Annotated in this window: 22 protein-coding genes and 1 pseudogene; 14 read left to right on the forward strand and 9 right to left on the reverse strand. The window is 67.6% G+C overall.

Going from position 1 to position 24,431, the window contains the following annotated elements; all coding sequences use genetic code 11:
• Positions 1-52 precede the first annotated feature (52 nt).
• Positions 53-1,354, reverse strand: coding sequence for a serine hydroxymethyltransferase (gene glyA / locus SJY11_RS17555; protein ID WP_376988051.1), 1,302 nt, complete (start codon positions 1,352-1,354; stop codon positions 53-55).
• Positions 1,355-1,534: 180 nt separating this feature from the next.
• Here glyA and SJY11_RS17560 point away from each other — a divergent pair, with 180 nt between their 5' ends.
• From SJY11_RS17560 to SJY11_RS17585, 5 genes and pseudogenes are all read left to right on the forward strand, one after another.
• Positions 1,535-1,675, forward strand: a complete 141-nt coding sequence (locus SJY11_RS17560) for an antitoxin MazE-like protein (protein WP_376988052.1) — start codon at positions 1,535-1,537, stop codon at positions 1,673-1,675.
• A gap of 306 nt (positions 1,676-1,981) precedes the next feature.
• Positions 1,982-2,131, forward strand: a pseudogene (locus SJY11_RS17570) (IS1380 family transposase); the annotation flags it as partial.
• A gap of 327 nt (positions 2,132-2,458) precedes the next feature.
• A complete protein-coding gene (locus SJY11_RS17575) occupies positions 2,459-3,421 on the forward strand; it encodes a Bug family tripartite tricarboxylate transporter substrate binding protein (protein WP_376988053.1) in 963 nt (320 codons plus the stop codon).
• A gap of 186 nt (positions 3,422-3,607) precedes the next feature.
• The gene (locus SJY11_RS17580; protein WP_376988054.1) at positions 3,608-4,063 is read left to right on the forward strand and encodes a tripartite tricarboxylate transporter TctB family protein; all 456 of its coding nucleotides are present in this window, start codon (positions 3,608-3,610) and stop codon (positions 4,061-4,063) included.
• Between the two features lie 40 nt (positions 4,064-4,103).
• Positions 4,104-5,588 (forward strand): tripartite tricarboxylate transporter permease, encoded by a 1,485-nt coding sequence (locus SJY11_RS17585; protein WP_376989360.1) that lies wholly within the window; start codon positions 4,104-4,106, stop codon positions 5,586-5,588.
• Between the two features lie 203 nt (positions 5,589-5,791).
• On the opposite strand, the gene SJY11_RS17590 is transcribed toward SJY11_RS17585, so the two are convergent.
• The 4 genes from SJY11_RS17590 to SJY11_RS17605 all read right to left on the reverse strand — a co-directional run bounded on the left by SJY11_RS17590 (position 5,792) and on the right by SJY11_RS17605 (position 9,523).
• Positions 5,792-7,033 carry a L,D-transpeptidase family protein gene (locus SJY11_RS17590; protein WP_376989361.1) on the reverse strand — a complete coding sequence of 414 codons (1,242 nt, stop codon included), beginning with the start codon at positions 7,031-7,033 and terminating at the stop codon, positions 5,792-5,794.
• 264 nt (positions 7,034-7,297) lie between these two features.
• A complete protein-coding gene (gene ldtR / locus SJY11_RS17595) occupies positions 7,298-7,810 on the reverse strand; it encodes a transcriptional regulator LdtR (protein WP_192641961.1) in 513 nt (170 codons plus the stop codon).
• 203 nt (positions 7,811-8,013) lie between these two features.
• A complete protein-coding gene (locus SJY11_RS17600) occupies positions 8,014-8,463 on the reverse strand; it encodes a DUF6163 family protein (RefSeq protein WP_376988055.1) in 450 nt (149 codons plus the stop codon).
• Positions 8,464-8,467: 4 nt separating this feature from the next.
• A complete protein-coding gene (locus SJY11_RS17605; RefSeq protein WP_376988056.1) occupies positions 8,468-9,523 on the reverse strand; it encodes an enoyl-CoA hydratase/isomerase family protein in 1,056 nt (351 codons plus the stop codon).
• 189 nt (positions 9,524-9,712) lie between these two features.
• Between SJY11_RS17605 and hemB the strand changes: the two genes are divergently transcribed.
• The 8 genes from hemB to SJY11_RS17645 all read left to right on the forward strand — a co-directional run bounded on the left by hemB (position 9,713) and on the right by SJY11_RS17645 (position 17,931).
• Positions 9,713-10,750: a porphobilinogen synthase gene (gene hemB, locus SJY11_RS17610; protein WP_376989362.1), complete on the forward strand. Its 1,038-nt coding sequence runs from the start codon at positions 9,713-9,715 to the stop codon at positions 10,748-10,750.
• 141 nt (positions 10,751-10,891) lie between these two features.
• Complete coding sequence (locus tag SJY11_RS17615; RefSeq protein ID WP_376988057.1) at positions 10,892-12,226, forward strand: branched-chain amino acid ABC transporter permease; 1,335 nt, start codon at positions 10,892-10,894, stop codon at positions 12,224-12,226.
• Positions 12,227-12,278: 52 nt separating this feature from the next.
• Positions 12,279-13,538 (forward strand): threonine ammonia-lyase, encoded by a 1,260-nt coding sequence (locus SJY11_RS17620; protein WP_376988058.1) that lies wholly within the window; start codon positions 12,279-12,281, stop codon positions 13,536-13,538.
• A 56-nt stretch (positions 13,539-13,594) separates the two neighbouring features.
• The gene (locus SJY11_RS17625) at positions 13,595-14,068 is read left to right on the forward strand and encodes an RDD family protein (protein WP_326911778.1); all 474 of its coding nucleotides are present in this window, start codon (positions 13,595-13,597) and stop codon (positions 14,066-14,068) included.
• Between the two features lie 82 nt (positions 14,069-14,150).
• Entirely contained in the window at positions 14,151-14,897 is a 747-nt protein-coding gene (locus SJY11_RS17630; RefSeq protein ID WP_376988059.1) for an arginyltransferase, read from the forward strand.
• Between the two features lie 153 nt (positions 14,898-15,050).
• The gene (locus SJY11_RS17635; protein ID WP_376988060.1) at positions 15,051-16,076 is read left to right on the forward strand and encodes a DUF2336 domain-containing protein; all 1,026 of its coding nucleotides are present in this window, start codon (positions 15,051-15,053) and stop codon (positions 16,074-16,076) included.
• A 134-nt stretch (positions 16,077-16,210) separates the two neighbouring features.
• The gene (locus SJY11_RS17640) at positions 16,211-17,236 is read left to right on the forward strand and encodes a DUF2336 domain-containing protein (RefSeq protein ID WP_376988061.1); all 1,026 of its coding nucleotides are present in this window, start codon (positions 16,211-16,213) and stop codon (positions 17,234-17,236) included.
• Between the two features lie 89 nt (positions 17,237-17,325).
• The gene (locus tag SJY11_RS17645) at positions 17,326-17,931 is read left to right on the forward strand and encodes an outer membrane protein (RefSeq protein WP_376988062.1); all 606 of its coding nucleotides are present in this window, start codon (positions 17,326-17,328) and stop codon (positions 17,929-17,931) included.
• Between the two features lie 428 nt (positions 17,932-18,359).
• Here the strand turns inward: SJY11_RS17645 and SJY11_RS17650 are convergent, their stop codons facing one another.
• A complete protein-coding gene (locus SJY11_RS17650) occupies positions 18,360-19,889 on the reverse strand; it encodes an ankyrin repeat domain-containing protein (RefSeq protein ID WP_376988063.1) in 1,530 nt (509 codons plus the stop codon).
• 135 nt (positions 19,890-20,024) lie between these two features.
• The gene (parC, locus tag SJY11_RS17655) at positions 20,025-22,271 is read right to left on the reverse strand and encodes a DNA topoisomerase IV subunit A (protein ID WP_376988064.1); all 2,247 of its coding nucleotides are present in this window, start codon (positions 22,269-22,271) and stop codon (positions 20,025-20,027) included.
• 131 nt (positions 22,272-22,402) lie between these two features.
• On the opposite strand from parC, the gene SJY11_RS17660 reads away from it, so the two are divergent.
• Complete coding sequence (locus SJY11_RS17660) at positions 22,403-23,194, forward strand: DUF1003 domain-containing protein (RefSeq protein ID WP_376988065.1); 792 nt, start codon at positions 22,403-22,405, stop codon at positions 23,192-23,194.
• On the opposite strand, the gene recO is transcribed toward SJY11_RS17660, so the two are convergent.
• Positions 23,101-23,844 (reverse strand): DNA repair protein RecO, encoded by a 744-nt coding sequence (gene recO, locus SJY11_RS17665; RefSeq protein ID WP_376988066.1) that lies wholly within the window; start codon positions 23,842-23,844, stop codon positions 23,101-23,103. The genes SJY11_RS17660 and recO overlap by 94 nt on opposite strands.
• A gap of 136 nt (positions 23,845-23,980) precedes the next feature.
• Positions 23,981-24,364, reverse strand: a complete 384-nt coding sequence (locus SJY11_RS17670) for a tautomerase family protein (RefSeq protein ID WP_376988067.1) — start codon at positions 24,362-24,364, stop codon at positions 23,981-23,983.
• Positions 24,365-24,431: the final 67 nt, after the last annotated feature.

Genomic DNA, 24,431 nt, shown 5'->3' on the forward strand with positions numbered 1-24,431 from the left:
GTATGTAACCCCGTAGGGCGGCCATCTCAAGCCGCCCTGCGGGGCCGCAACCTCAATAGATCGGGAAGCGCCCGGTCAGCTCATGCGCCTTGGCCTTGACCGCCTGCTCGACCGCGGCGTTGCCCTCTTCGCCATTGGCTGCGAGCCCGTCCAGAACCTCGGCGATCAGTTCGCCGACCTTCTTGAACTCGGCGACGCCGAAGCCGCGCGAGGTGGCGGCGGGCGTGCCCAGGCGGATGCCGGAGGTGACCATCGGCTTCTCCGGATCGAAGGGGATGCCGTTCTTGTTGCAGGTGATGTGGGCGCGGCCGAGCGCGATCTCGGCGGCCTTGCCGGTGACCTTCTTGGAGCGCAGATCGACCAGCATCAGGTGGTTGTCGGTGCCGCCGGTGACGAGGTCGAAGCCCCTTGTCTTCAGCGTGTCAGCGAGCGCCCTGGCGTTCTCGACGACGGCGCGGGCGTAGATCTTGAACTCGGGCTGCAGCGCCTCCTGGAAGGCCACCGCCTTGGCGGCGATGACATGCATCAAGGGCCCGCCCTGGATGCCTGGGAAGATCGCTGAGTTGAACTTCTTCGCCAGCGCCTCGTCATTGGTCAGGATCATGCCGCCGCGCGGACCGCGCAGGGTCTTGTGGGTCGTCGTGGTCGCGACATGGGCGTGCGGGAACGGCGAGGGATGGGCGCCACCGGCGACGAGGCCGGCGAAATGCGCCATGTCGACGAAGAGATAAGCGCCGACCTCGTCGGCGATGGCGCGGAAGCGGGCGAAATCCCAGTGCCGAGCATAGGCCGAGCCGCCGGCGACGATGACCTTGGGCTTGTGCTCGCGGGCGAGGCGCTCCAGCGCGTCATAGTCGATGAGCTGGTCGACGACGCAGACGCCGTAGGAGACGACGTTGAACCATTTGCCGGACTGGTTGACCGGCGCGCCATGGGTCAGGTGGCCGCCGGCGGCGAGATCGAGGCCCATGAAGGTGTCGCCGGGCTGCATCAGGGCCATGAACACGGCCTGGTTGGCCTGGCTGCCGGAATTGGGCTGGACATTGGCGAAGCCGCAGCCGAAGAGCCGGCAGGCCCGCTCGATCGCCAGCTTCTCGGCGATGTCGACGAACTGGCAGCCGCCATAATAGCGCCGGCCCGGATAGCCTTCCGCGTATTTGTTGGTCATCACCGAGCCCTGCGCCTCGAGCACGGCCCGCGACACGATGTTCTCGGAGGCGATCAGCTCGATCTCGTCGCGCTGGCGGCCGAGTTCGAGCTCGATCGCGCGGGCGATTTCGGGATCGGCATCGGCCAGCGAGGCGCCGAAGAACGAGTTCGACAGGTGCTTTTCAGCGGCGGCGTCATGGCTCATGGCGAGGCTCCATCGGCGCTGGATCGCCGCATGGCCCGGACCGGAGGCCCATGCGGTTTCAGTCTGGCTTGCGGAATCCGCGCATGATCCCGCCATCGGCGGTCCCGTAGCACCGGCGGAGCGCCTTTCCAAGCGTGAAGCGGGCGACATGAGCGCGCGGGGGAGAACGCGAACTGCGTCATGCCACGAGACTGGGCCGGCTTCGTCGAAGAGTGTCGCCGCCAGTCGCTCGTCGTCGCAGCGACGGACGCCGCCGATGACGATCTGAACAACTTCCTCGAGGGCGCGGTTGCCGATCTCGCCGGCGAGAATGAGGCGTGACGCGCGGCGACATCGTCACCGTTGCGATGACGGCCGATGTCGGAAAGCCCCGCCCTGCCCTCGTCGTCCAGCCGATCCTTTCGATCAGACCGGCACGATCACGGTCCTGCTGATCTCGGGAACGCAGGTCGATGCCCCCCTGATCCGGCTCACCGTTCCGCCGACGCCGCAGAACGGCCTGCTCAAGCCGTCTCAGGTCCCGATCAACAAGGCGATGCCGGTGCAGCGGCAAGGGGCCGGCGCTGTCATCGGGGGCTCGATGATGCGGTCCTGTTGGCGGTGACGCGGTGGCTGGCGCTGTTTTTCGGGCTCAAGCTAAGCATGATTGGGGCGCGCGTCGTCCGCCACGCCCGCGCCATCACCTTCCAACTGCTAGAAGTGGCCACCACCGCTCCGATGATGCCCGCCATCCTTGCTGCCATCCGCCGTCTTCGAGCGCCACCGTCATGCGCCTGACCATGATCTCGACCCCAACTCAACGAAAAGGGCAGAGCAATTCTGTCCAGCGTGCTGAAAAGCCAGCCGAAGCATACGAAGGGGCCGAGGATGACCACGCCATCTGACCTCCGTCACTCGAAGCCGCCTGGCGGCGCCAGCCCGCGCCCGGTCCGGAACGGAGAGCGCTTGACCTAGCGGCATCGTGAGCAGATTTTGACCTCAAACCGCAGGCCATTTGGGGAGTGACGGATAAACTAAAGTCGCGCTGACGTTGCCCCCTTTGACTCTCGCGTGAAGTTCGTTCTAATTCTGGTAAAATAACAACAGAATTTCGGGGAGACAAACATGAAGCTCATCCTGTCGATCGCCACCCTTGCTGCAACACTCTTTGCAGTTCCGGCCACAGCTCAACCTGCAAAGACCGAATGTTTGGCCGGCGCAAAACCTGGCGGCGGTTTCGACTTGACCTGTCGGTTGCTTGCTAACTCGCTTCAAGCCGCCAAGATCATCAGAAACCCGATGGCTGTTTCCTACATGGAAGGTGGCGTTGGCGCCGTGGCCTACAATCATGTCGTCGGTTCGCGCCCGGCTGATGGCGGCCTCGTTGTCGCGGCCTCCTCCGGCTCGGCGCTGCTGCTCGCCCAGAAAAAGTTCGGCAATCACGATGAGAACGCGGTGCGCTGGGTCGGCGCGCTCGGCGCCGATTACGGCGTGATTGCGGTCGCTCCCGACAGCCCGATCAAGTCGCTGAAGGAACTGGTAACGGAATACGCCAAGAACCCGGCCGGCTTCCCCATCGGCGGCGGTGGCGCGGTCGGCAGCCAAGACTGGATGAAGGCGGCGCTGATCGCGCGCGCAGGGGGAGCTGACCCCAAGAAGATGCGCTATGCCGCGCTCGAGGGCGGCGGGGCGGTGACCACGGCCTTGCAGGGCGGACACATCAAGATCGCTGCGGGCGACGCTTCGGAAATGGTGAAGCTGATCGAGGCCAACCGCATCCGCGTGCTCGCAATCATGTCGGACAAGCGCCTGCCTGGTGTGTTCGCGAACATTCCTACCGCCAAGGAGCAGGGCTACGACATCGAATGGCCGATCTGGCGCGGCTTTTACGTTGGGCCAAAGGTGACCGAGGCTGAATACAAGTGGTGGGTCGACACGCTGACCAAGCTGATCACTACCCCGGAGTTCAAGCAGGAGCAGGAAACCCGCGGGCTCTTCCCCTTCGACATGGTGGGCACCCAGTATGACGAGCGCGTAAAGGCCGATGTGAAGCGCTTCCGCGCGCTCGCGACAGAAGCCGGGCTCTGAGCCGCATCGGGCTTTCCGTTGGCTGCGGCGCGGCTCACGCGTCGCCAAGGCCGGGATTGATCGACGAAGTATGGCGCGCCGCATGGCGCGCGACAACTCTGCCTCGTGGCTTCAGGCCGCCCGGCATCATGTGGCCGTCGCTCCAGCCCGGCCCGGGACATCAGTGCTTCGGGGGGAGCGGATCGCATGACGGGACAGGGGCAGCGACTAAGCGGCGGGCGTTGGGCGGCCATCGCGATTATCATCGGGGCAGCGGGGCTGGCCTTTGCCTCGACCACCATCAAGTACGCTTTCGCCTCCGATCCGCTCGGGCCGCGCACGTTCCCCTTCGTGCTTGGCCTCGGGCTGGCGCTGTGTGGGCTTTGGTATTTTATCCAGCCCGGCGAAAGCGAGGCGCCCCCGAACCGCAAGGAATTGGCCAACGTGCTCGGCTTCATGACGCTGGCCTGCCTCACGGTCGGGCTAATGCCATGGATCGGGTTCATCATGGCGATGACGGTGCTGTGCACCGGCATGGCGCTGATGTTCGGCGCGTCCTTTGCGGTCTCTCTCGCGTCCGGTGTGGCTCAATCTCTGGTCTGGTGGGCCTTGTTTGGCCCTTTGCTGGGCGGCACCCTCCCTATCGGTCCTCTCGGTTTCTGATACCGGCCCATCCCATCCTTCCGACCGTCAGGAGCCGGCCATGATGTCCCTTGATTACCTCTGGCAGGGCTTCGGCGTCGCGCTGCAGTGGAAGAACCTCTTCTTCGGCTTTCTCGGCTGCTTTCTCGGCACGATGATCGGCTGCCTTCCGGCCATCGGGCCGATCAACGGCATCGCCCTGCTGTTGCCCATCGCCTACACCGCCGGCTTGCCGCCCGATTCAATGCTGATCCTTCTGGCCGGCGTCTACTACGGCGCGGAGTATGGCGGGCGCATCTCATCGATCCTGCTCAATGTCCCAGGTGATGCCGGCGCCGTCATGACCGCGATCGACGGCTATCCCATGGCCCGCGCCGGCAAGGCCACCGAAGCACTGGTGATCTCGGGCGTCTCGTCCTTCTATGGCGGCATCATCGCCGTGTTGGCGATGACCTTCCTCGCCCCGCTCTTCGGCATGCTGGCTATCAAATTCGGCCCTGCCGAATACTTCGTCCTGATGGTCTTTGCCTTCGCCACGCTGTCCTCGATGGTGGGCCACGAGCCAGTGAAGACGCTCATCGGCTGTTTGATCGGGCTTGCCCTGACGACCATCGGCCTCGATCCGACCTCGGGAGCGTATCGCTTCACCTTCAATCAGCCGGAGCTGCATGACGGCATCGAGTTCATCGTGCTCGTGATCGGGCTATTTTCGATCTCCGAGGTGCTGCTGATGCTGGAGAAGCAGGCCGGCGGTTCCTTCCGGCCGCTGGCGGTCACCGGCAGCTATCCGAGCTGGAAGGTCATCCGCGAGATCTGGTGGCCCTCCGTCCGTGCCACAGTCATCGGCTTCATCGTCGGCGTGCTGCCAGGCACCGGCGCGTCCGTCGCCAGCGCGGTCGCCTATACCACTGAGAAGCGGCTGAGCGACAAGGGGGATTTCGGCAAGGGCAGCGCCATTGGCCTCGCGTCCCCTGAAGCGGCGAACAACGCCGCCGCCACCGGTGCCTTCGTGCCAATGCTGACGCTCGGCGTGCCGGGCAGCGGCACCACGGCAGTGATGCTGGGAGCGTTGATGCTCTATAACATCCAGCCCGGTCCGCAGCTTTTCACCGAGCAGCCGGCGCTGGTAGGCGGCCTCATCGCCTCGATGTACATCGGCAACATCATGCTGCTTGTCATGAACCTGCCTATGGTGAAGCTCTTCGTCTCCGCCCTGCTGTTGCCGAATTGGGTACTGATTCCGGCCATCACCGTGCTCTCCGTCCTGGGTGTCTACACTGCCTATTCCAGCGTGCTGTCGGTGTTCATCATGCTCGGCATCGGGGTGGTGGGCTATGCGTTGCGCAAGCTCGGCTTCGACATGGCGCCGATCATCCTCGGCTTCGTGCTGGGCAAGGTGATGGAGACAAATCTGCGCAATGCCCTTGCCATTTCAGGCGGTGAGCTGTCGATCCTGTATGAAAGCACGCTGTCGATGAGCCTGTGGGTAATGGCCGCAGCCATCATCGTGGTGCCTTGGGTGCTTGCGCGGCGAAAACGGGCTTAAGGGGCTGGCGCGGCTGGCGGTGGTTTCCGAATTCCGCACCGTTCTTCGGCTAGGGAGCGCAGGGTCGAAAGCTCTACCTCGACGTCAGCTGTCGGCGCCGCGCGGGGAGCCGCTCCCGACCCGCACCAGACACAGCACTCCCCCACGAAAAACCCGCCGTCGCCGGCGGGTTTCCTCGTCTCACACGGCTCGCAAACAGCCGCTCAGATGTCCTGCTCGCCCTGCAGCGCGGCGACGGGGGCCGGGCCCAGCCCGTCCTTGTTGTAGATGTCGTCGCGGAACTGGACGCCGCCATCGGGCGTCGCCCAGGCGGTGACGTAGACCCAGTGACAGGGCACCGGCGTGGCCAGGCGCGCATTGATGCGCTCGCCCGAGGCGATGACCTGGTCGATCTTGGCGCGATCCCAGCCGGGGGTGTCCTTGAGCAGCCAGGCGATGTAGTCGCGCACGTTCTGGACGCGGATGCAGCCCGAGGAGACGAAGCGGAAATCGTCACCGAAGATGCCCTTGGCCGGCGTGTCGTGCATGTAGACGCCGTGCGGGCTGGGAATGTTGATGCGCACGAAGCCGAGCGAGTTGAACTCGCCGCCCGGATCCTGCCGGAAGGTGTAGCGGGTCGCCTCGTCCGAGTTCCAGTTCACCCGCTCCGGGGCGATCTCGCCGCTGGGGCCGATGATGCGGATCTTGTTCTCGGTCAGGTAGTTCGGCTCCTTGCGCATCTTCGGGATCAGATCCTTGCGGATGATCGAAGCGGGCACGGTCCAGGTCGGGTTGAAGTTGACCTCGGGAATGCGGGTCGAGAGCAGCGGCGACTGGCGGTCGATCTTGCCGACGCCGGCGGCATGGCGGGTCGCGACATGGCCGTTCTCGACCGTCTCCACCATCGCGGCGGGAATGTTGGCGACGACATAGCGGTTGCCGAGATTGCCGGACCAGGTGCGCAGGCGGATGACGTTGGTCTCGAGTTGGCGGATGCGGCGGTCGATCGGCACGTTCAGCGCGGCGACGGTCGCGCGGTTGATCGCGCCGGTGGTTGAGAGACCGACCCGGGCCTGGAAGTTGCGCACGCCCGCCTCGACATAGGAATCGTAGACGTTGCTGGTGCCCGCATTGGCGGTGAGATCGCCGGTGATGATGAGGCGCTGGCGCAGGGCGACGACGCCCGGCCCCTTCGCGCCCACCGACATCCGGTCTCCGAGTTGCACCGACGGCCAGCCACCGCGCGCGGCGAGGTCGCGATAGGCGACGATGGCGGCCTCCGTCGCCTGAAGCGATTCCGGCGAGAGCATCGGCGTATGGGAGCGGGCCACTGCGTTGCGGGCGCCGGCATCGTAGCTCTGGCGCCACTCCGCCTGCTGGGCGAAGGCCGGCACGGCCGAGGTCGCAGCGGCGCCCGAAAGCAGCGCCAGAACTGTTTCGCGGCGGGTCAGGCTCATCGTCGGCATCACGTCCCTCTCGAACTCGTTCATCCTGCGCGGTCCGGCAAGGACCCGAAGGCCGCCCGCCGGTGCGGGAGCCTCATAACGGGCGAAGCTGCCGTAACACAATTAACGAGGCGTGATGAGCGCGGCGAATTTAGGGCATGGCCGCATCCGGCAACAGTCAGGGGCGAATTGTGGCGCCAAGGCAACGCGACGCCGCCCCCGGCCGGAGGCGGGAGCGGCGACAGCGTCCGAAAGAGGCGGGAGCGGGAGCGATCCCGCTCCGCTTCAGAGCTTGTAGCGGATCTGGTCGGTCCAGAAGCGCTCGAGGCGCAGCAGGGCGTTGTTCATGCGCTCGAAATCGTCGGCCGCGATGCCGCCGATCTGCTCGACCGTGCGGACGTGCTTGTCGTAGACGCCCTTCACGAGATTGTGCACTTCGGCGCCCTTCTCGGTGAGGCTGATGCGCACCGAGCGACGGTCGATCCGCGAGCGGGCATGGTGGAGATAGCCGAGCTCGACCAGCTTCTTGACGTTGTAGGAGACGTTCGAGCCGAGATAGTAGCCGCGGGTGCGCAGCTCGCTGGCGGACAGCTCGGCGTCGCCGATGTTGTAGAGCAGCAGGGCCTGCACGCTGTTGACGTCGTCGCGGCCGCGCCGCTCGAACTCGTCCTTGATGACGTCGAGGAGGCGGCGATGCAGCCGCTCCACCAGCGTGAGGGACTCGAGGTAGAGAGGCTTCACCTTCAGGTCAGCCTCGTCAGACCTTTCGACAACCGAAGTCTTGACGCTCGCTTTCATGGTATATCCCGCCTGTTGACCGTCGGTCAGGATTGATCTCCCGATCCGCTTCTGAGAAACACCATAGGCGGGCCGGATGAAAACGAGTTTAAATATCAGGATGAATCAGGGATTTACCCCTTTGGGTGAATGCAAGGTGAAGCCGGAAAGCCTTAAGCTAAAGCGTTAGTTACCGTGACTCGCCGCTGTCGAACGGTCCGGCCTCAGGCGCTTTCGTTCTCGGCGGCCCAGGTCGCGACGAAATAGGCCAGGATCGCGCAGAGATAGGCCCCCGCCAGCCAGAGCGTCATCGGCAGCATTCGCGGGAAGAAGAAGGCCAGCAGCAGATGGCTGATCGCGGCCAGCAGCCAGAGCACGCCGCCCCAGGTCGAGGTCAGCCAGAGGCCGACGGCCGCGACGAGATCGATCACCGCGAAATAGACGATGATGGCCTGGAAGCTGAGCAGGCGGTTCTCGAAGGGCGGCTGCGCCTCGCCCCAGACGCCGAAGATCACGCCCCAGGCGAGCAGCCCCTTGGCGAGCCAGAGCACGGAGAGGATGCGCAGCATCCAGACCAGCAGCGTGCGCCAGCGCGTCGAGGCGGCCTGCGCGCCGCCGCCCGCTCCACCCTCGATGCGCCCGCTGCGCAGCGTGTCAGTGTCGCCCGCCGGCATCGCCTCAGGACTCCAGCGCCAGTTCGGCCGCGCCGAGCGGGGCGAAATAGGCCGCGATCGCGGCGGGATCGACGTCGTCGAGCGAGGCCGGCCGCCAGTGCGGCGCATGGTCCTTGTCGATCACCACAGCGCGCACGCCCTCGTAGAAGTCATGGCCATGGGCGATACGCGAGACGATGCGGAATTCGGTGCGCATGGCCTCGGCGAAGTCGAGGCCGGCGCCGCGGCGCATCTGCTCGAAGGCGATGGCGACGCTGGTCGGCGACTTCACCGCGAGCGTCTGGCGCAGCTTGGCCGCAAACGCGCTGCCGGCGCCCGCGGCCGCCGCCAGCCGGGCGAGGATCTCCGGCAGGGTCGGCGCGCCGAAGCAATGGGCGATCGTCTCGCGCTCGCCGGCGAGTTTCGCCGGGCCGGGATCATGGCTGAACGCGGCGAGGATGTCGTCCAGCGCACCACGGCGCGTCAGGGCGTCCGTCACCTCCGCCATGCGCGCGCTCGGCACGGCATGGGTCGCGAGCCCGAACGCCAGCGCATCGGCCGCGCCCACACGGTCGCCCGTCAGCGCGAGATAGATGCCGGCCGCGCCCGGCAGCCGCGGCAGCGCATGGGTCGCCCCGACATCGGGGAAGAAGCCGATGCCGACCTCGGGCATCGCGAAGAGGTAGCGCTCGCCCGCGATGCGGTGGCTGCCATGCAGCGAGATGCCGACGCCGCCGCCCATGACGATGCCGTCGATCAGCGCGACATAGGGCTTCGGATAGCGCTTGATGCGGGCGTTGAGGATGTACTCCTCGCCCCAGAAGGCGAGCATCTCGTCATGGCGGCCCGCCCTGCCGAGATCGTGCAGGGTGCGGATGTCGCCGCCGGCGCAGAAGGCCTTGTCGCTCGTGCTGGTGACGACGATGCGCTCCACGGCCGGGTCGGTCTCCCAGGCGTCCAGCGCGCGGGCGAGTTCGCGGACCATCGGCAGGCTGAGCGCGTTCAGCGCCTTCGGCCGGTCGAGCACGACCATGCCGGCCGCACCGCGCACCTCGCACAGGATCTCCGGGCTCTGCGACATGCGGTTGCGCTCCCTGCTGCGTCGGCCCCGGTTCTGGTCCGGGCCCGGGATGCTTGTCAACGCGCCCCGGCCGCCCCGCCCCGTTGCGACCACAGGCCCTTTTTTGGAAAGGTTCCGATGTGCTAGGGTGATGCTTCCGGCCTTGCCGGCATCACCGAGCCGACGGAGGCCTCATTGGACACCCGCAACGTGCGGCCTTTCCCGGCGCCGCAAACCCGCCAGGATCAGGCTTCGCCCGCTCTCGGCCTGACCCGGCGCATGCGGCGCAACCGCAAGGCGGAATGGTCGCGGCGGCTGGTGCGCGAAACGCGGCTGACGACCGATGATCTGATCTGGCCACTCTTCCTGATGGATTCGAGCGAGGCGCGCACGCCCGTCGCCTGGATGCCGGGCGTTGACCGCCTCAACATCGACGAGGCGGTGCGCCAGGCCGCCCATGCGGCCTCGCTGGGCATCCCGGCGATCGCGCCCTTCCCCTTCGTGGACAAGGCGCTGCGCGATCCGACCGGCTCCGAGGCGCTGAACGCGCGCAACCTGATGTGCCGGGCGGTGCGGGCGATCAAGACCGAGGTGCCGCAGATCGGCATCATCTGCGACGCGGCGCTCGACCCCTACACCTCCCATGGTCATGACGGCGTGATGGACGGCGAGCGCATCCTCAACGACGCCAGCGTCCATATCCTCGTGCAGCAGGCGCTGGCGCTGGCCGATGCCGGCGCCGACGTGATCGCCCCCTCCGACATGATGGACGGGCGGGTCGGCGCGATCCGGGCCGCGCTCGACGCGTCGGGCCAGGAGGACGTGCAGATCATGGCCTATGCGGCCAAATATGCGTCGGCCTTCTACGGCCCGTTCCGCGACGCGATCGGCACCAACGCCACGCTGGTCGGCGACAAGCGCACCTACCAGATGGACCCCTGCAATTCGGACGAGGCGATCGCCGAGGTCGGCCTCGATCTCGAGGAGGGCGCCGACATGGTGATGATCAAGCCCGGCCTGCCCTATCTCGACATCGTCGCGCGGGTGAAGGACCATTTCCGGGTGCCGACCTTCGCCTACCAGGTCTCGGGCGAGTACGCGATGATCATGGCGGCGGCCGGCAATGGCTGGCTCGACGGCGAGCGCGCGATGATGGAGAGCCTGACCGCCTTCAAGCGGGCCGGCGCCGACGGCGTGCTGACCTATTTCGCGCCGCAGGTGGCGCAGAAGCTCAAGGCCGCCGGCTGAGGGCTCGCCTCCTCCCGTCATTTCGAGCGCAGCGAATCCATCCAGCGACATGGCGCTCGACGCCCCCTGGATTGCTTCGTCTCTGCGCTCCTCGCAATGACGAATGGCGCGCGGCCGCTTCTGCGTTACGTTGCGCGCCGTATGCGCCCTCTCCTGCCGACGATTCTGCTGGTTCTCGCGCTCGCCTCCTGCAGCGAGCGCTTCGACACCGACCAGCAGCGGCTCTGCCGCCAGGCGATTCCCGCTCTAAACGCGCCGGGCACGCCGATCACGATCGAGCGGTCTGGCACCGGCTCGCGGCCCCATGTCCTGCGCATGATCTATCTGGCGGGGCCGGCCTCAGGCCCGGTGCGCCGGCGCAGCATCGACTGCCTCTTCGCCGGCGAGGGCCAGGGCCTGCGTCGCGGCGGCCTGATCGGCATCGCCTCCGACGGCCAGCCGATGACCGATGCGAGCTTCTACCTGCTGCGCCGCTTCTATCTGGAGGACCGTGTCGATCCGCCGGTCGACCCCGGCGCCGCCCTGCCGCTCTGGCTGCCGGAGCTTCCTCACGGCATGGCCTACGGGCTGCAGCAGGGGCTCAGCGCCCTGCCCACGGCGGCGATCTACGCCCTGCTGGCCTGCGCCTATGCGCTGATCTACGGCCTCAGCGGGCGCATCATCCTCAGTTTCGGCGAGTTCGCGGCGCTGGGCGCGACGGCTGCGGTGGTCGGGGCGGCCCTGTTCGTCTCGGTTGCGGCCTCGACGCCGGTTGCGGGGCTGATGGCGGCCTTCGTCGTCGCCATTCTCGTCGCGGCCCTGCACGGCTTCGCGATGGGGCGCTTCGTGCTGAGGCCCCTCGCCCAGGCCCGGGGCCAGGCGGTGCTGATCGCGACGCTGGGCCTTGCGCTCGCCCTGTCGGAATATCTGCGGCTGGCGCAGGGCACCGGGCTGCGCTGGCTGCCGCCCGTGCTGAACGAGCCGATGCCGCTGGCGCGCGCCGGCAGCTTCGTCGTGACCGCGACGCCGCTGGGGCTGGGCGTGGCTGCGGCCGGCTTTTGCGCGACGCTGGGGCTCGTCCTGCTGATCGCGCGCTCGGCCTATGGGCGGCAATGGCGCGCGGTCGCCGACGATTCGCGCACCGCCGCGCTCTTCGGCGTCGATCCAAGGGCGGTCCATGACCGGGCGCTGATCCTGGCCTGCGCCGCCAGCGGCATGGCCGGCGTCATCGTCACGGCGGTCTATGGCGGGATGGGCTTCGCCGGCGGCTTCACGCTCGGGCTCAAGGCTCTGATCGGCGCCATCCTCGGCGGCATCGGCACGCCGGCGGGCGCAGCGCTCGGCGGGCTTTGCATCGCCCTGTTCGAAGTGCTCTGGTCGGCGACGATGCCGATCGAACAGCGCGACATCGCCGTCTATGCCCTGCTCGCCGTGGTCCTGCTCCTGCGGCCGGGCGGCTTCTTCGGCGATGGTGCGCTGGCGCCACGGCCCGTCTGAGTGCCTTTGCCCTGTCCTTCCCCTACCCTTTGAGCAACCGGACTCCCCCATCATGAGCGAGCCCTTCACGATCACGCCGGCGGATATCGAGGCGGCGGCGCGGCGCATCGAGGGCCATGTGCTGCGCACCCCGCTGGTGCCGGCGCCGCGCCTCTCGGCCCTCACGGGGGCGACCGTGCTGGTCAAGCACGAGAACATGCAGGCGACCGCCTCCTTCAAGGAGCGCGGCGCGGTCAACAAGCTGCTGACGCTGGACGAGGACGAGCGGGAGCGCGGCGTCATCGCGATGTCGGCCGGCAACCACGCCCAGGCGGTGGCCTATCACGCGCGGCGCTTCGGCATCCCTGCGACGATCGTGATGCCGGAGTCGACACCGCTGGTGAAGGTCGAGAACACGCGCTCCCATGGCGCCCGCGTCGTGCTGCATGGCGAGACGCTCTACGAATCGGCGCAGAAGGCGCGCGAACTCGCGGAGGCAGAGGAACTGGTCTTCGTGCATCCCTATGACGATCCCGCCGTGATGGCCGGCCAGGGCACGATCGCGCGCGAGATGCTCGACGACGACCCCGATCTGGAGGTGCTGATCATTCCGCTCGGCGGCGGCGGGCTGATGGCGGGCAATGCGGTGGCCGCCAAGGCTCTGAAGCCGTCGATCGAGCTGATCGGGGTGGAGGCTGCGCTCTACCCCTCCTTCTTCAACGCCATCAACGCCGACGACCTGCCCGTCGGCGGGCCGACGCTGGCGGAGGGCATCGCGGTCAAGACGGTCGGCGTCCAGACCCTGCCGATCGTCTCCAGCCTCGTCTCGGACATCGTGCTGGTCGGCGAGGACCTGATCGAACGCGCGGTCTATGCCTACGCCAGTCTTCAACACAGTCTCGCAGAAGGGGCCGGCGCGGCCGGTCTCGCCGCGATGCTGAAGGAGCCGGGGCGCTATGCCGGGCGCAAGGTCGGCCTGCTGCTCTGCGGCGGTAACATCGACACCCGCCTGCTGGCGGCGATCATGGTGCGCGAGCTCGAGCGCGAGGACCGCATCGTCGCCTTCCGGCTGACGACCGCCGACCGGCCGGGCCTGCTCGGCAAGGTCGCGAGCCTGCTCGGCGAGCAGGGCGCCAACATTCTCGAGGTCAGCCATGGCCGGCTCTTCCTTGACGTGCCGGCCAAGGGCGTGACGCTCGACGTCACCGTGGAAACCCGTGGCAGCGCCCATTCGGCCGCGATCGAAGCGGCCTTGCGCGAGAGCGGCTTCGCACCCCATCGCGTGCTGCCGCGCGGGCTCGCGGGCCGCGATCTTGCGGAACCGGGTCGCTGACCAAACATTATGTCCAGAGCCGCACCGGCCCAAACGAGAACAGGACAGATTTCACGATGAGCGACACCCGCTACGGCCAGCCCCCGATCGTCGCGATGGGCGAGCGACCCGTCCAGGATGTCAGCGGCGTCCTGGGCTCGCGCATCTTCGCCTGGATCGGCGACATCATCATCCTCGCCATCCTCGGCACGCTGGTCTGGTTCGCGCTCGGCGTGCTCGGCATCGTCACCTTCGGCGCGACCTGGCTGCTGATCCCGATCGCCACGGTTGCAACGGCCCTCGGCTACGCCGCGCTGACCATCGGCGGCCCGCGCCAGGCGACCTGGGGCATGCGCATGGCCGGCCTGCGCGTCGAGACCGCCACCGGCGGCCGGCCGGACGGGCTGGCGGCCGCGGTCCACGCCCTGCTGTTTTATGTCGCGGCCTCGACAGTAGCGCTCTGGCTGCTCGACATTCTCTGCGGCATCGTGCGCAGCGACCGGCGCCTCGGCCACGACCTGCTCACCGGGCTGGTGGTGGTGCGCGCCTGACGGCAGGGCGGCAGGCGGGCCTTGTTGCCGTCGTCGCTGCTGCTAAACTCAGGTTCGACCCCGATGCCGGAGCGAACCTGACGTGACGCGCCCGTTGCGGGATGCCCCGCAATTCTACCTGACGTCGCCGACGCCGTGCCCCTATCTGCCCGGGCGCGAAGAGCGCAAGGTGTTCACGCATCTCGTCGGCGCGCGTGCCCGCGATCTCAACGACGTGCTCAGCCATGGCGGCTTCCGGCGCTCGCAGAGTATCGCCTATCGCCCGGCCTGTGAAACCTGCCGGTCCTGCATTTCCGTGCGCGTGCTGGTGGATGATTTCCGGCCCTCGCGCAGCTTCCGCAAAGTGATGTCGCACAACAGCGACCTCATCGGCGAGTGGCTGTCGCCCCGGCCCCGCTCGGAGCATTACTCGCTGTTCCGGACCTATCTCGACGAGCGCCACCCCGACGGCGGGATGGCGACGATGTCGGCGCTGGATTTCGCGATGATGGTCGAGGATACGCATGTCGAGACCGCGCTGATCGAGTACCGCCGCCGCGGCCCCGACAGCGGCTTCACCGGCCGCGGCCAGGGCGATCTCTTCGCGATGGCGCTAACGGACACGCTGAGCGACGGGCTCTCCATGGTCTATTCGGTGTTCGACCCGTCGCTGGAGGCCCGCTCGCTCGGCACCTTCATGGTGCTCGACCATATCGAGCGGGCACGGCGGCTGCGCCTGCCTTACGTCTATCTCGGCTACTGGGTCGATGGCTCACCGAAGATGGCCTACAAGCAACGCTTCCTGCCCCAGGAACGCCTGCTGCCGCAAGGCTGGGAGCGCTTCGGCTGACGCCCCCTCCACGACCGCCGACGCCGTTGACGCTGCGGCAATAGGTTTTGTTCATATCAATTTCCGACAATGGTTTTCGCGGTCGCCGGGCTGCGTCACATTGGCCGGCGCCCCCCGGGGCGGGTCCGTCAGGAGAAAGGCTTCGGGGGCGTCATGCTGCACTCCCTGTTCAAACTCGCCGCGGAGACCTCGTCCGACGCGCGCCGGAAGCTGCTGCAGGCGGTGACGGACCTGTTTTTCTGCGACCCGGAGCCGACAGGACTCTCCAAGCACCATTACGGAGAGATCGCGCTGCGCGCCCTGCCCCATCTCGATAGCGAGGCGCGGCAAGGTTATGCCGACGAGGTCGCCGCCGAGCCGAACCTGCCGCGCAGCGTCGCCAATGCGCTGGCCGGTGACCCGGATGGCGAGGTCGCTCAGCTGGTGCTGCGGCTCTCGCCCGTCCTCACCGACCGCGATCTCGCGGCGATTGCGCTGAACCAGTCGCAGGCCCATCTCGCCGCCATCGCCGAGCGCGTGCGCCTGTCGGAAAACATCACCGACATCCTGGTCGACCGCGGCGACACCGTCGTGCTCAAGACCGTGGGCGGCAACGAGGGCGCCGCCTTTTCGGAGGAGGGCTTCGACCGGCTGCTGGAGCGCGGCCGCGAGGAGGCGGCGATCCCGCGGGCGGTCGCCGTCCGCTCCGACCTCAGCGATGCCCGGGCCGAGCGCGTCCTGCGCGTGCTGGTGGAACTGGGCGAGGACGACGACATCGACCTCGCCTCCGACAGCGAGGCGGCCGCGATCGCGCGGCTGGCACGGCGCCAGCGGCTCGAGGTCAACCAGCTCATCGGCGATCTCAAGGGCGGGACGCGCCCGCTCGACGATGTCGTCGTGATGCTGGCCGAGGAGGACCGCGCCTACCATCTCGCGCAGGTGCTGGCGCGCGTTTCCGACATCGGCGTCGAGCAGGCCCTGCGCGCCCTGCTGCAGCGGGACGTCAGCGGCATCGCGCTGGCCTGTCGCGCGCTGGACATCGGCATCGCCGGCTTCGCGGCCGTGCTGGCGCTGCGGGCGCGGCGCCTGATGTTCGCCAACAAGGACACGGAGGAGGATCTGCGCCGCTACGCCCAGATCGACAGCGCCGCCGCCACGCGCGGGATGCGCTTCATCCGGATGAAGGCGCGCGTCGCCTGAGGGCCGGACGCGTCGATGCGCTTCATCCGCCCCCCGCCGGAAGGGCGAATGACGCGGATCACGCAGGGTCATCTTAATGATCGGTCAAACCCTCGGCGCTATGCTGGCGCTCTGATGTGTTTCCGGATCGCCCCATGCTCAGCGAACTGTCCCGAATGCCTGCGGAAATGTCGTCGGACAGCCGGCGGCAACTTCTGAACGCAGTCACCGATCTGTTCCTGCTCGACGAGGCGCCCAACGAGGCGTCGCAGGCGCATTACGGCGACATCGCCCTCAAATCGCTGCCGCATCTCGAAGTCGATGCGCGGCGCGACTATGCTGATCGCGTCGCCGAGACGCCTACCCTGCCGCGCGACGTGGCGGTGACGCTCGCCTCCGACCCCGACGCGGACGTGGCCCGCCTCGTCCTCAAGCTTTCACCGGTCCTGACCGATACCGATCTCGCGGCAATCGCGGTGACGCAGTCGCAGCGCCACCTCGTGGCGATCGCCGAGCGCGCCCGGCTCTCCGAGAGCGTGACCGACATCCTGGTCGAGCGCGGCGACCGCGAGGTTCTGCACACCGTCAGCGCCAACGAGGGCGCCAGCTTGTCCGAGAAGGGCTTCGACCGACTGATCGAGCGCGGCGGGCAGGACGGCCAGATCAGCCTCGCCTTGTCCTCGCGCTCCGACCTGACCCCGAACCGCGCCGAGCGCGTCATGCGCATCGTCGGGCAGATGAGCGAGGACGGGACGCTCTGGAACAAGCCGGGCAGCGAGGCGCTGAGCCTCGCCCGCCAGGCGCGCCAGCAGCGGCTCGAGATCAAGCTGCTGATGGCCGACCTTTCGGCCGGCACGCGCCCGCTCGACGAGATCGTCACCATGCTGGCCGACGAGGATCGCGCCTTCCACCTCGCGCTGGTCTTCGCCCAGGTCGCGAGCCTCAGCACCGACCAGGCCCTGCGCGTGCTGATGCAGCGCGACGCCAGCGGGATCGCCGTCGCCTGCCGGGCGCTCGGCGTCTCGACGGACGCCTTCGGTGCCGTGCTGAAGCTGCGCGGGCGGCGGATGATGTTCGCCAAGGCGGCGACCGAGGACGACCTGAAGTCCTATGCCGCACTCGACGCCGCCACCGCCGAGCGGACGATGCGCTTCCTCAAGCTCAAGACCAAGCTGTCCTGAGGCGCCGGGCCGCCACAAATCCGCGACATTCCGGCCCCCTCATGATAACCTGCTTGCGAGGCATGGCTGCAATGAGGACTGAATTGACCGTGAGAGTGCCGCTTCTCTCCGCCGTGATCGCCGGCGCCCTGCTCCTGCCGGGCGCGGCCCGTGCCCAGTCCTGGCTGCCCTTCGACGGCTTCGCGCCGCTGCCCTCCTTCGCCTGGTCGCAGCCGACGCTGGCGCCCGGCGGCGTGCGCTGGGAGGGCTCCTATGCCCGCATCTCGACGGGCTTCAACGTCACCAGTTCGAAGCGCTTCGGCAGCAGCGCCGGCCCGACCTTCGGGCTCGAGGCGGGCGTGATGAAGCGCGAGGGCAATTTTGTCTACGGGATCGTCGGCGCGCTCGACTACATGCCGAGCTTCGGCGGCTCCAATACGCCGGGCTTCGGCCAGGCGAGCTTCACGCGCGACTTCGCCGGCGCCTTCCAGATCAAGACCGGCGTGCTGGTGACGCCCGACGTGCTTGTTTACACCAAGGTCGGCATGGCCGCCGCCAACGAGACCTATCGCTGGGGCGCGACGCCGTGGTCGGCGCCGTTCTCGCGCAGAGACATCGCGGTGCGACCCGAGGCGCGCGCCGGCGTTGAATGGGCGGTGACCAACAATCTCACGCTTGGCCTCGAAGTCGGCGTCATCGGCCAGAGCATCCGCTGAGAGATTGATTCAGGTGGCTGCGGGGTTGATTCAGCCCGAGGGCGCAGATCTCTGGTGTGATTGGCTTTTTACCAATCTCCTCAACGCAGCTTGGGCGCGGGGAACCCCTCTCCTGTAAGGAGAGGGGCAGGGGTGAGGTGCTGGCCCCTGGACCCGTGGAATGATGCGCCAACCGCGCGCGGCGGTTAGGTCGCGCCTACGCGTCCGACGGCCGACCCCTCACCCTGCCCTCTCCCTACGGGAGAGGGTTCCCCGCGCGATCTGGTCCAAGGTGGTGGGAGCCCCCGCCCTTACCCCCCGAACTTGTTGTTCTTCGGGAATCCCTTGGCGGCAGACGGCCGGCTTCGCCGCGGTGGCCGAGCCATTCCAGCAGTTCGGACTGCGCCACCGTCCAGGTCCGGTTCGAGGTGTCGCGCCAATCCTGGATGTCACCGGGCTCCCGTCTCGTCGTTGCGAAAACGGCGTTCGGCCGGCCGGTGATCGGCCACCGGGCCGGAGGCCGAGCCGATCGCAACACCGCCCACCTGGCGCAGCGACGCGGCCAGTGGCGAGTCGGGTCCAGCCTGCTTCTCGACCTCTGCCAGCACCGACCTGCCATTCCACAGCGCGTTGACATCCATTCCGGCGCCAGCGAACAGCAGGAGCAACTCGGCCGTCATGAAGCTCCCGTCGAGGGTGTTGGGTTCGTGTGGTCGCGGAAATAGCATCGACCAGAGCGGTGGCTTGCCGTCGACATTGAGAAGCCGGGGATCGGCGCCGTGCCGGATTAGCAGCAGGAAGATCGCGCGCGCACGCTCGGCGGTTTCGTCCGACAGCCGCCCCATCTTCAGCGTCGCCGCGGCGTGCCAGAGCGGGCGTCGGTCACCCGCCATCAGGTTGACGTCCGCGCCGGCCGCCAGCAGCGCCTCGACGGCGTCGACGGACATCGTCGCAAAGCCCCTCGCCGCGAGTCCGAGTGCCGATTGCCAGGGAGCGACTTTGGTTGTCGCGTTCGGATTGGCGCCGGTTGAGAGCGCCAGCGTCACCAGATCGAGCCGGTCCGACCTGTCGAGCGCTCGGATCAGGAGATCGTCGGCCTGCCGTTTCGGGTCACCGAGCACCAGCGCCATCGTCGCCGCGGGCGGAAGATCGCCAGAGCCATCATAATACTCGTGCGGTTCCGCCAGGATGTGCTGGACGATCTCGGTATTGCCGCTCGCGACCGCGTCCCGAAGTACATAGGCGGGCCAGCGATGCATGGGCTTCGGCTTAAGGGCAATCAGCCTGCGGAACGTATCGACACGACCCAGCGCGATACTGATCCGGACCGCACTGAAGTACATTCCGTAGCTACCTTGCCAAGGATCGGCGCCTCGGGATGCAAGGTCTTCGACGACCGGTACGTTGCCGCGCGCGGTCGCCCAGGCGAGCGCGGTCATGCCGAATACGTCCAGGGCATCGATCGGGCTGCCCGCCAGAAGCCGCCCGACGTCCTCGGCCGTGCCACGCCGCGCGGCCTCGAAAACGTCTCTTGGAGGCTGTGTTACCGTCCTTGCGGGCGAGGCGAGATGCTCGAAAGAGCGTGACGAGCTGCCATCACCCTGACGGCTCGCCCGACACAGATCGCCGTCAGGATAATCGGGATGGTCGACCAACGCCCGGTTATAGGCAGATGAATACAGCCATCGCGCATGCATCGCTGGCGTGATGAAGTCGCCTCCGACGCCGGAGGGGCCTGCCGCCTTGGGAGCACGGCCCAACGGGGTGAGGCACGTCACACCCGGCGGCGTATGCCGGATCGGGCCGGAATCGATCAGCAGCCCAAAGTTGCCGTTCGACGCAGCCAAGGTCGCGTCAGCGAGCGGATCGCCGCGTTGGGGTTTCGGCGCGTCGTTGGGACGGGCAGCTTGCGCCCAGGCCGTAATTTGAGGCCCGGCGACGCTCAGAATCAGGAGCGCGACAGCAAGGGCGAGCCTCATAACCGCTTCTCCGCAGCGAGCCGCCCCGACCGCCGAGACGTGCCCGCATCAATCTCCCCGCAAGTGAGGCTTCACTGAGGCAGGTTGCGGCCACCCCGCCCGCTGCGATCCAGTCGGTTGCTCCGGATCGCCGCGTTACCCCCCGAACTTGTTGTTCTTCGGGAAGCCCTTGGGCGGCAGGCGGCCGGCTTCGCCGCGGTGGCCGAGCCATTCCAGCAGTTCGGCCTGCGCCACGGTCCAGGTCCGGCCCGAGGTGTCGCGCCAGGTCAGGCCATCCGCGAGCCTGAAGGTCTTGGCGTCGGAGACGCCGCCATCCTTGTAGCGCTGCAGGCGCACGCCCTTGCCGCGGCCCATCTCGGCGACCTGCGAGATCGGGAAGCAGATCAGCTTGCGGTTCTGGCCGATGATCGCGACATGGTCGCCCTCGGCCGGCGTCGCCAGCAGCGCCTCGACGGGCATGTCGACATTGAGCACCTGCCGGCCCTTGCGGGTGTTGGCGACGACATCGTCGGCCGGGGCGACGAAGCCGCGCCCGTCGGTCGTCACCATCAAGAGCTTGAGGCCGGGCCGGTAGGGAAAGGCCTCGACGATCTCGGCATGCTCCTCGAGGTCGATCATCAGGCGGATCGGGTCGCCGAAGCCGCGCCCGCCGGGCAGCTTGGCCGCCTCCAGGGTGAAGACCTTGCCGTTGGTGGCGAGCACCAGGATCTTCGCCGTCGTCTCGGTGAAGAAGGCCGTCTTCAGCCCGTCATCGCCCTTGAAGGTCAGGGTCGACTGGTCCTGGACATGGCCCTTCAGCGCGCGGATCCAGCCCTTTTTCGAGATCACCACGGTGACCGGCTCGCGCTCGACCATCGCCTGGGTCAGGTCGATGTCGGTGGTGTCGGGCATGTCGGCGAAGGAGGTCCGGCGTTTGCCGATCGCGGTCTCCGGCCCGAACAGCTTCTTCACCTGGCGGATGTCGTGCTGGATCAGCTTCCACTGCACGGGTTCCGAGGCCAGAAGCTCCTCGATCTGACCCTTCTCCTTGGTCAGCTCGTCGAGCTCGGTCTTGAGCTGCATCTCCTCGAGCTTGCGCAGCGCACGCAGCCGCGTGTCGAGGATGGCGTTGGCCTGGACCTCGTTGAGCTCGAAGACGCGCATCAGCTCGGTCTTGGGCTCGTCCTCCTCGCGGATGATCTTGATGACGCGGTCGAGGTCGAGATAGACGATCAGCAGGCCGCGCAGGATTTCGAGCCGCTTCTCGATCTGCCCGAGGCGGAAGCGCGAGCGCCGCAGAAGCACGTCGCGGCGGTGGTCGAGCCAGGCACGCAGCGCCTCGTTGAGGCCGAGCACGCGCGGCACCAGCCCGCCGGTCAGCACGTTCATGTTCATCGAGATGCGCGATTCCAGCTCGGTCAGCCGGAAGAGCGACTCCATCATCAGAGCCGGATCGACATTGCGGGCGCGCGGCTCGATGACGACGCGGATGTCCTCCGCCGATTCGTCGCGGATGTCGGCGACGAGCGGCAGCTTCTTGTCGTTCAGAAGCTCGGCGATCTTCTCGATCAGCCGGCCCTTCTGGACCATGTAGGGGATTTCGGTGACGACGACATGCCAGGTGCCGCGGCCGAGATCCTCAGCCGCCCAGCGCGCCCGCGTGCGGAAGGCGCCGCGGCCGGTGCGGTAGGTCTCCGCCATCGAGGCTCTGGACTCGACGATGATGCCGCCGGTCGGGAAATCCGGCCCCTGGACGAAGGTCATCAGTTGCTCGGAAGAGGTCTCCGGGTGCTGGATCAGATAAAGCGCCGCGTCGCAGAGTTCGGCGGCGTTGTGCGGCGGGATCGAGGTCGCCATGCCGACTGCGATGCCCTGCGAGCCGTTCGCCAGCAGGTTCGGGAAGGCGGCGGGGAGCACGATCGGCTCTTCGTCCTCGCCGTTGTAGGTCTCGCGGAAATCGACCGCGTCCTCGTCGATGCCGTCGAGCAGCAGCCGCGCGACCTCGGTCATACGCGCTTCGGTGTAGCGATAGGCGGCAGCGTTATCGCCGTCGATGTTGCCGAAATTGCCCTGGCCGTCGACGAGCGGGTAGCGCTGGGCGAAGTCCTGCGCCAGGCGCACCAGCGCGTCATAGACCGACTGGTCGCCATGCGGGTGGAACTTGCCGATGACGTCGCCGACGATGCGGGCGCATTTCTTGTGGACCTGGCCGGGGTCGAGCCGCAGCAGGCGCATCGCGTGCAGGATGCGCCGGTGGACCGGCTTCAGCCCGTCGCGGGCGTCCGGCAGGGCGCGGTGCATGATGGTGGAGAGTGCATAAGCGAGGTAGCGCTCCTCGAGCGCGGCCTTCAGGTCGATGCGCTCGGACTCCTCCTCCGGCGGCGGATCGACCGGCTTCCCCATGGCTTGTTCACCCCCGCTGCGATTCCAGACGCGCCTCTATCGCACGACACGAATCGCCCCGCTAGAACGTTGGCGGGCGAAGAGCAGCGTTGCAATCGACCGGCGCGCGCCCGGTCCCGAGGGAGGCCCGCATGACCAGCCAAGACCCCAGCGCAGAGAACGCCGTCTGCTCGCTGACCGGGCGCACGCTGCCGCGGCGCCTTCTCGTCAGTCTCGATGCGCTGCGGCCGGCGCTGGCCGACGCGATCCGCCGCGACCATCCCGATCTCCCGGCCCATGCGCTGGTCTCGCAGGACGCCGTCGCGGCCTATCGCTCGCGCTATGTCAACGCGCTGCTCGCCAGCGAGCGCGGCGAGATGACCGAACTCGACCGGCAGGTGGCCGACAGCCTCGCCTCCTCCGAGCTGATCACCAGCAACACCGATGACGATATCGACCGGGACCGGACCTTCGGCCAGCGCCTGGCCGACCATGTCGCGAGTTTTGGGGGAAGCTGGGCCTTCCTGATCTCGTTCGGCGTCGTCATCGCCTTCTGGATGACGATCAACATCGCCGGCGCGACCAGCTTCGACCCCTATCCCTTCATCCTGCTCAATCTCGTCCTGTCCTGCGTCGCCGCCGTGCAGGCGCCGGTGATCATGATGAGCCAGCAGCGGCAGGAGGCGAAGGACCGGGCCCGCTCGCGCAACGACTACCAGGTCAATCTCAAGGCCGAGTTGGAGATCCGGCATCTGCACGAGAAGATGGATCACCTCGTCAACCGGCAATGGCAGAGGCTGGCCGAGATCCAGGAGGTGCAGATCGAGCTGCTGCAGGAGCTGCGCAGCGCTCAGGCCTCGGATGCGAGCGAGGCGCGCGCCGCGAGTTCGACCAGCCGCGCCCGCTCCGGCGGCTCGGCCAGGCCGCGCGGTTCCAAGACATAGCGGCGCAGGAAGAAGCCCGTCAGTGCGAAGCCGGCGGCGAGATCGGCGGGGGACGGCGCTCTCGCGCCCTGCCCTTCGCTCAGGAAGGGCGGCAGCGCCAGCAGCCGGTCACGATAGGGTTCGGCCGCCTTGCGGCTGACGGCCTTGCCCGATTTCGGCGAGACATGGCTGAGATCGTCGGGCGAGCCGGTGACGGCGCAGCGCGCGAGATCGAGCCCGAAGCCGAGTTCGGAGAGCATCGCGACCTCGAAGCGCACCACCAGCGCCGGCGCGAGCGCCGGCTCGTCGAGATGGGCGACCATCACGGAGAGCGCCTCGTGCAGGCCGGGATGGGGATCGCGCTCCGGCAGCAGACGCAGCAGCGCTCCGATGGTGCCGAGCCCGTAGAGCGCGACCGGCGCCGCGATCAGCCGCGCGGCATGCGAGGCGAGCAGTTCGACCTTGTACTCGCCGAGATGCTCGTCCAGCCGTGCCCGCCAGGTCAGCGCGACGGCGTTGCCGGGCTGGAGCACCGGCTGCTGCTTCGCGGAGCGCCCACCGCGGACGAGGCCGAGATGGCGGCCATGGTCACGGGTCATCACCTCCAGGATCACGGCGCTCTCGCCATGGCGCCTGACGCCGATGATCGTGCCCTCGTCGTTCCATTCCATGGGATGGGTTTAGGGCAGGACACCGCAGGGCGAAACAGGGCCGGCTCGTCATGGTCGGGCTGGACCCGACCATCTCGGAAACCAGAGCCCGCTGGTCATGAGATTCGCGGGTCTTCGTTTCGCCCGAGAATGACGCCTACGCCACATACTGCGCCACGCCGCCGCCGAAGGACCAGTCCTCGCGCTTGACCTCGAGCAGGTTGATGAAGATGTCGTCCGGCTTCAGCCCGGGATCCTGCTGGAGATTGGCCGCGATGGCGGCGAACAGCGCCTTCTTCTGGGTGACGCCGCGGGTGTTGGCGACCGTGATCTGGATGATCACCAGCCCGGCCGAGCGCTGGAAGCCGAAGAAATTCGCGTCGAAGACGAACTCCTCGGCCTCGTGCTGGTGGACGACCGCGAAGAGGTCGTTCTCCGGCACCTCGAAGGTCGCGCGAAGCGCCCGGTAGACGCCGTCGACGATGGCCGCGGGATGCGAGGCGGGGCGCCCGCGGCGCATCGAAATTCGGATCAGGGGCATGAGAGGTCTCCGTTGGCACAGCGGCGGTCCCGCCAGTGAGGAAGACCCTAGCTTGCGCAATGCATCC

Source organism: Allobosea sp. R86505 (genome assembly GCF_042466375.1).
Lineage (GTDB): Bacteria > Pseudomonadota > Alphaproteobacteria > Rhizobiales > Beijerinckiaceae > Allobosea.

Bases quoted from the DNA above. Each gene is read 5' to 3' on its own strand.
- glyA (WP_376988051.1), bottom strand. From the start codon at position 1,354: ATGAGCCATGACGCCGCCGCTGAAAAGCACCTGTCGAACTCGTTCTTC.
- SJY11_RS17560 (WP_376988052.1), top strand. From the start codon at position 1,535: ATGCCACGAGACTGGGCCGGCTTCGTCGAAGAGTGTCGCCGCCAGTCG.
- SJY11_RS17575 (WP_376988053.1), top strand. From the start codon at position 2,459: ATGAAGCTCATCCTGTCGATCGCCACCCTTGCTGCAACACTCTTTGCA.
- SJY11_RS17580 (WP_376988054.1), top strand. From the start codon at position 3,608: ATGACGGGACAGGGGCAGCGACTAAGCGGCGGGCGTTGGGCGGCCATC.
- SJY11_RS17585 (WP_376989360.1), top strand. From the start codon at position 4,104: ATGATGTCCCTTGATTACCTCTGGCAGGGCTTCGGCGTCGCGCTGCAG.
- SJY11_RS17590 (WP_376989361.1), bottom strand. From the start codon at position 7,033: ATGCCGACGATGAGCCTGACCCGCCGCGAAACAGTTCTGGCGCTGCTT.
- ldtR (WP_192641961.1), bottom strand. From the start codon at position 7,810: ATGAAAGCGAGCGTCAAGACTTCGGTTGTCGAAAGGTCTGACGAGGCT.
- SJY11_RS17600 (WP_376988055.1), bottom strand. From the start codon at position 8,463: ATGCCGGCGGGCGACACTGACACGCTGCGCAGCGGGCGCATCGAGGGT.
- SJY11_RS17605 (WP_376988056.1), bottom strand. From the start codon at position 9,523: ATGTCGCAGAGCCCGGAGATCCTGTGCGAGGTGCGCGGTGCGGCCGGC.
- SJY11_RS17615 (WP_376988057.1), top strand. From the start codon at position 10,892: ATGCGCCCTCTCCTGCCGACGATTCTGCTGGTTCTCGCGCTCGCCTCC.
- SJY11_RS17620 (WP_376988058.1), top strand. From the start codon at position 12,279: ATGAGCGAGCCCTTCACGATCACGCCGGCGGATATCGAGGCGGCGGCG.
- SJY11_RS17625 (WP_326911778.1), top strand. From the start codon at position 13,595: ATGAGCGACACCCGCTACGGCCAGCCCCCGATCGTCGCGATGGGCGAG.
- SJY11_RS17635 (WP_376988060.1), top strand. From the start codon at position 15,051: ATGCTGCACTCCCTGTTCAAACTCGCCGCGGAGACCTCGTCCGACGCG.
- SJY11_RS17640 (WP_376988061.1), top strand. From the start codon at position 16,211: ATGCTCAGCGAACTGTCCCGAATGCCTGCGGAAATGTCGTCGGACAGC.
- SJY11_RS17650 (WP_376988063.1), bottom strand. From the start codon at position 19,889: ATGAGGCTCGCCCTTGCTGTCGCGCTCCTGATTCTGAGCGTCGCCGGG.
- parC (WP_376988064.1), bottom strand. From the start codon at position 22,271: ATGGGGAAGCCGGTCGATCCGCCGCCGGAGGAGGAGTCCGAGCGCATC.
- SJY11_RS17660 (WP_376988065.1), top strand. From the start codon at position 22,403: ATGACCAGCCAAGACCCCAGCGCAGAGAACGCCGTCTGCTCGCTGACC.
- recO (WP_376988066.1), bottom strand. From the start codon at position 23,844: ATGGAATGGAACGACGAGGGCACGATCATCGGCGTCAGGCGCCATGGC.
- SJY11_RS17670 (WP_376988067.1), bottom strand. From the start codon at position 24,364: ATGCCCCTGATCCGAATTTCGATGCGCCGCGGGCGCCCCGCCTCGCAT.